At 46.4% G+C, this 5,681-nt stretch carries 3 protein-coding genes and 2 pseudogenes; 2 read left to right on the top strand and 3 right to left on the bottom strand.

Features of this window, described 5'->3' with window-relative positions:
* Together COY37_RS04475 and tnpC are read left to right on the top strand one after the other, a co-directional pair.
* A pseudogene (locus COY37_RS04475) lies at nucleotides 1-461 on the top strand (hypothetical protein); the annotation flags it as partial.
* Between the two features lie 427 nt (nucleotides 462-888).
* A pseudogene (gene tnpC / locus COY37_RS04470) lies at nucleotides 889-1,650 on the top strand (IS66 family transposase); the annotation flags it as partial.
* Between the two features lie 177 nt (nucleotides 1,651-1,827).
* Here tnpC and COY37_RS04465 read toward each other — a convergent pair.
* The 3 genes from COY37_RS04465 to argH form a co-directional block, all read right to left on the bottom strand.
* The gene (locus tag COY37_RS04465) at nucleotides 1,828-2,436 is read right to left on the bottom strand and encodes a hypothetical protein (RefSeq protein ID WP_286677817.1); all 609 of its coding nucleotides are present in this window, start codon (nucleotides 2,434-2,436) and stop codon (nucleotides 1,828-1,830) included.
* A gap of 164 nt (nucleotides 2,437-2,600) precedes the next feature.
* The gene (locus tag COY37_RS04460) at nucleotides 2,601-3,218 is read right to left on the bottom strand and encodes a hypothetical protein (protein ID WP_286677816.1); all 618 of its coding nucleotides are present in this window, start codon (nucleotides 3,216-3,218) and stop codon (nucleotides 2,601-2,603) included.
* Nucleotides 3,219-4,087: 869 nt separating this feature from the next.
* A complete protein-coding gene (gene argH, locus COY37_RS04455; RefSeq protein WP_286677815.1) occupies nucleotides 4,088-5,491 on the bottom strand; it encodes an argininosuccinate lyase in 1,404 nt (467 codons plus the stop codon).
* Between the last annotated feature and the right edge of the window lie 190 nt (nucleotides 5,492-5,681).

Genomic DNA, 5,681 nt, shown 5'->3' with positions numbered 1-5,681 from the left:
AGTTGCCACTTCCTATTGCCGAGATCTTAGCCGGTGTAGAAGTAGAAATTGAAGAACTTGCAGGAAGAGCTGGTATGCTTATTATCGAATGCGCTATGGCTTCAGAAGTGGATAGGAAGGCCGGCAGACGATACGCCCATATACCGAATAGGGAGAATACCCGCTGGGGAGCCCAGAAAGGATCAATTGTATACGCCGGAAGAAAGGTTGAAATAGAAAGGCCTCGGGTTAGAAACACCTCAGGCCAAGAAGTCCCCCTTGCCACATACCAGGCATTTAGCCAGGGGGAGAAGATGAAGCAAGCGGTATACGACAAACTTATCTTAGGGGTGTCTTCCAGAAACTATGAATATCCGAGCGTCATCACGAAGCAATACAACGGTTTTAGTCTTCCTTCATGGTATATCCTGCCGCAGTGTCCCCAGTCTACTTGGGCTTGCTCTCCTGGTTCTGTCTCATAGCGCGCAGTCGCTGTTTCCGTTAATGGCCGCAGTGGTCGCATGTAGTCTCTTAAAATGCTAGCTTGGCCCATGTAGCCCTTTTTCTTGATCTCTTTGAGCATCTTAACCGCATTGGCCATGTCGTCATTAAGCATACGCATGCGGATGTATGGCTTAAACTCATCGAGTTTCGATACAACTGGTGGGCGCTGTGCATAGTGTGGTGGCTCTTTTTTGTTCTAGATACTTTCGTACTGTCTTTGGGTCTCTGCCGGTAACTTGAGCAATCTGCGTGATGCTCAAGCCCTGGCGTTTCAAATCCTTAATGTCCATCATTTCCTCCCCGTCTACCATTGGCAACCTCCTTGATTGGGTTGCCTTAATAGTTCGTCTTAAAGTAGGGAATTTTCAATCGGTACTTTTAGGGATTTTACAACCGTTGGTGGCACTATGGCTTTACCGCAGCTCTCGGGAAGGGCCGGGGATTGTTCTCTATGACTATCAGAGAACCCGGGCAAGCAAACATCCCAACCGATTTCTAGCTGGTTTTAAAGGGTATCTACACGTTGACGGTTATGCCGGTTACAACGCTCTCACCAATATCACTTTGGTCGGGTGTTGGGCCCATGCCCGGCGTAAATTTGACGAGGCCCTTAAAGCGTTACCGGCTGAAAAGAGCAATGCTCAAGTAGCCGCCAAAGAGGGGTTGGAATTCTGTAACCGGCTCTTTGCTATCGAGCGAAAAATAAAAGAGCTTTCAGCTGAAGAGCGCTACAAAATCCGGTTGGAACGCAGCCGACCGCTGGTTGATGATTTCTATGCCTGGTTAAAATATCAAAAACCAAGGGTGCTGCCGAAAAGCGCGTTTGGTCAAGCGATTAACTATTGCTTAAACCAGCGTGAGCGCCTCGTGGCCTTTTTAATAGACGGTCGCCTGGAGCTTGACAATAACCGCAGTGAACGTTCGATTAAGCCTTTCGTGATCGGGCGGAAGAACTGGTTATTTGCCAATACCCCTAGAGGGGCCAAGGCCAGTGCAACGATCTACAGCATTGTTGAAACAGCCAAGGAAAACGGCTTAAATCCATTCGCTTACCTGAAGTATCTATTTGAAAAACTGCCTAACGTTGATATTTTTGACGAGGATGTTTTAGATAAGTTTCTTCCCTGGTCAAGCGATCTGCCGTCAGAATGTCGAGTAAACAAGTAACCGTAAGCCCGCCTTGCTGAACAGGTGGGTTTTATTTTACGCTCACCGTAAAGGCAGCAAAAAGGAAGCAGCCCTTTCAATCTTTAAAGGGCTGCTAGCTGCTAGCAAGGCTCTACTCCATAAAACGCCGTAATGAATCTAGCGGCTGCCATTTACATAGATTCCTAGCTATCCTTCTTATTTCATCGATTCAGCGATATTTTTAAGTTCGCCAACCTTAGCGCCTTTAAGGCTATAAATTGCTAAATCAAGCCCATTTTCAAACCAACTGATCTGGCCACCTGCTCTAACTTCTCCTACGCCTAATCCTTTCATTTGTCCTGGCTCACCAGCGATAGCTCTATGACCTCTGATCGTTGTTTCAAATACATCAGAGCGTTTAGTGAGCACTTCATTCATATCTGGCTCTGGCCCTTCTAGCTGGTGATAAACAATGTAGATGTCATCCTTATACCGCAGGTACAAGACCTTCTTATCTTCAACATAAATGCCAATTAAATCGTGCCCATTTGTATCGGTTGGCACTGGAAAATCATAACTTAACAGTTTCTTTGCTTCCTCGATACTTGAAACTTTAACTGAGTGAGCTTCGATATCCTCTTGTATGCTTCCCCTACTAAGAGAGCTTGATAAATTGGCTTTCGGTATTGAGGATTTCTGATAAAAAGCCGAATCCTTGTCTACTTGAACTCTTAGTTGCTGGATACATACTAACGCTGCAAGCAAGATGCCAAGCGCCACAATTAGCGCAATGTGCTTTTTATTTTGCACTAAAGTATTTGTCATTTAGGTACCACCTTTCTAGTTTATTATATATGTTGGCAGACATGTTCAGTAGCTGAAGGATTGCTCCAATAGTAGTCATTATCACCAGCAACCCAACTAGGTTCACTAGGTGCAACCCAATTTGACCAGGGTTGACTAGGTTGGTTTATGATATCTTGACACGACTAGAAATGCGCATAGTTACTATCGTTAAGAGACGCACGTTCACTGCCAATAAGAGAATTACCATAAGCCATGTTCGTAAAAGTCCACGTCTTCTTTACGTAATTATTAACTTTTGCATCAAACGTATAGCTATTATAACCACGGTTTTCAGCTTTAAAACCATAATTAGTGCCAGCTACAGGATAGCCCGGTAGTGGCTCAGTTCCATTGAAAAAATGCCCATTAGGGTAACTTGAATTGACGACGTATTTACCATGCGAAGTCCATTCTGTATAGTAAGCAGACCCATCTTGAATATGAACCAACCAATCAAGGTCATTAAAGCCACCCGTATAACCCCCATAAACGTTATTAAGCCCCCACCAACACCAGCCTACCTCCATAACATTAAATGAGTCTTTTCTTACATAAACAGAGTTGACATGGTTTGCATCCGGCTGTGTGACCATCACATAATTCATAGCGTAAGTTCCACGAACTGTAGCAACCCCATCTTGGAGACCATGGGCATAGTTAAGAGCAAAAGCCGGTAGCGGAAACAGTATAACCCCAACTACTACTAAAATAATGCTGCTGACTAATCTTCTTCTCACATCAACCATCCTTTCTTGTGCCATTTACAGACTACGCCGAACAAATCATATTTCTTTAACAATCACCCCCCCATTCAATCAAAGCGCACTTCCTTGTACTCAGTAACCGCAAATATATGATTCTCTATAACTCTAAGACTGCTCAAAACATCAACGACTGAAATTGCTAGCGTATATGGTAGACGTATATTGCAAATCTATCCTAACTTAATATAGCTGTCAATGCTCTTTTCAGCGGTCAAGTCCCAATCAAGAATGTTTGGAGCGCTGCAAAATAACAGATTGAAAGAGTCTACGGATTGATTAGAACGCAATGTCTAGAAGAAATAATTATCGAGTGAGAAGCAAGCAGTGCTTATTCAGCACTTTTTCAAAATCCTTATTTCCATGCGGCAAAAACATTAACGCCTAACTTTGTTCCGTCTTAGCTGACAGAACCTATATACCTTATTATGTACATACACATGTTCGCATATAATATCCCCGAAGGAGGGCTGTTGGCCACCAGTTGGTGTAGGTTTGAACGTGGTATAGCAGCGGAAGAGATTCTGAAGCTTGGTAAATCAAGTAGCAAGTTGTTAGCGACAGGTCAAAAAAATTGTTGCTGAACTCCCAAAACAAAAAAAACGATCATTAGAAGTATATTGAAGAACGCAATAACCTAAGGAACAACCGCACCACGTTTTTGAGCACAAGTTCGATTGGCACAGATCCACGAAATTTCCGGATATCTGCTTAACATTCTCAACCTACAAGAGTACTAAAACAGCAATAAATCCGCTCTACAGAGTGGTTATTCCGAGTTCGAATCTGATTGGCTCCCCGGATCGGATTCGAACTTAGGTCTAGTTAGAATTTTAGAATTAAGCGTCCTACTATGTCCACCAGAGCCTTTACTTCCCCCGTTCATCCAGCCACTTCCGCCCTTTATCGATCAATTTTTCGGCTTTTTCGATTTGTTCTTGGACGCGGTTGGGGGCGGTGCCGCCACGGACGTCGCGGCGTTTTACGGCGTTTTGGATGTCGAGGACGTCGTAGACTTCATCGTCGATGAGCGGGCTTTCGGCCTGGAACTCTTCGAGGGAGAAGTCGGTGAGCCAGCAGCCTTCTTCGATGGCTTTGCGGACCATGTTGCCGGAGACGCGGTGGGCGTCGCGGAATGGGACTCCCTTGCCGACCAGGTAGTCTGCAAGTTCGGTGGCGTTGGTGAAGCCGCCTTCGGCGGATTGGCGCATGACTTCTGAGTGGATTTTCATTGTGGATGTCATGCCCTTCATGCCGAAGAGCGAGTTTTTAATTGTCGTTATGGAGTCGAGCATGCCTTCTTTGTCTTCTTGCATGTCTTTGTTGTATGCGAGGGGCAGGCCCTTCATCGTCGTTAGCATCTGCAGCAAATTGCCGTAGACACGGCCGGTTTTGCCGCGGATCAGCTCGGCGACGTCGGCGTTTTTCTTCTGGGGCATGATGCTGCTGCCGGTCGTGTAGGCGTCGTCGAGTTCGATGAAGCTGAACTCGGAGGACGACCAGATAATAAGCTCCTCGGCGAGGCGGCTTAAGTGCATCATGATCATCGAGGCCGCCGCCTGGAATTCTATAACGAAGTCGCGGTCGGAAACCGCATCGAGACTGTTGTTGCTGATTTTTGAGAAGCCGAGTTCTTTGGCCACGAATTCCATATCGATTGGATATGTGGTGCCGGCAAGTGCGGCCGCGCCGAGCGGCATTACGTCGGCGCGCTTGAAGCAGCCTTTTAGACGCGTGAAGTCACGGCGCAGCATCCAGAAATACGCCATCATGTGGTGCGAGAACAGAATGGGTTGCGCCCGTTGTAGGTGGGTATAGCCGGGCAAAATGGTATCCATCTCGCGCTTGGCGATCTTCACCAGCTCTTCTTGCAGGGCAAGAACCTCTTGGCCGACCTCAAGGATGGCGTCTTTCAAAAACATCCTGGTATCGAGGGCGACTTGGTCGTTGCGGCTGCGGGCGGTGTGAAGCTTTCCGCCCACGGGGCCGATCTTCTCGGTGAGCGCCCGTTCGATGCTCATATGGATATCCTCATCGGCGATATCGAATATAAACGAGCCGGCTTCGATTTCTTTAAGGATTGTCTCCAGGCCCGTGACTATCTGGGATGCCTCTTCGTCGGCGATAATGCCGGTTTTGGCAAGCATTTTGGCATGGGCGATGCTACCCTCTATATCCTGCTTGTAAAGGTGCTTGTCGACAGGCAGCGATGCGTTGAACTCGTCAACAAAGCTATCTGTACTTTTCAAAAACCTCCCGGACCAGAGTTTCATAACGGCTCCTTTTACGGCTGTTTTATTAGTGCTTTATTATATCGCTTTAGCGATGGTTATTGATATCATAGTCGGTTAACCATAACTAATGGTTTAGAGTATCTAGTGCCAGAACACCATAATTATTGTGTCATTCTGAGCAGGTCCTTCGCTATCGCTCAGGATAAACTCCGAATCTAGCGGGCACTCA

Origin of the sequence: Candidatus Aquicultor secundus, assembly GCF_002791875.1 — a bacterium.
In the GTDB taxonomy this organism is placed as follows: domain Bacteria; phylum Actinomycetota; class Aquicultoria; order Aquicultorales; family Aquicultoraceae; genus Aquicultor_A; species Aquicultor_A secundus.
This window is presented reverse-complemented; position numbering and strand designations above follow the sequence as displayed.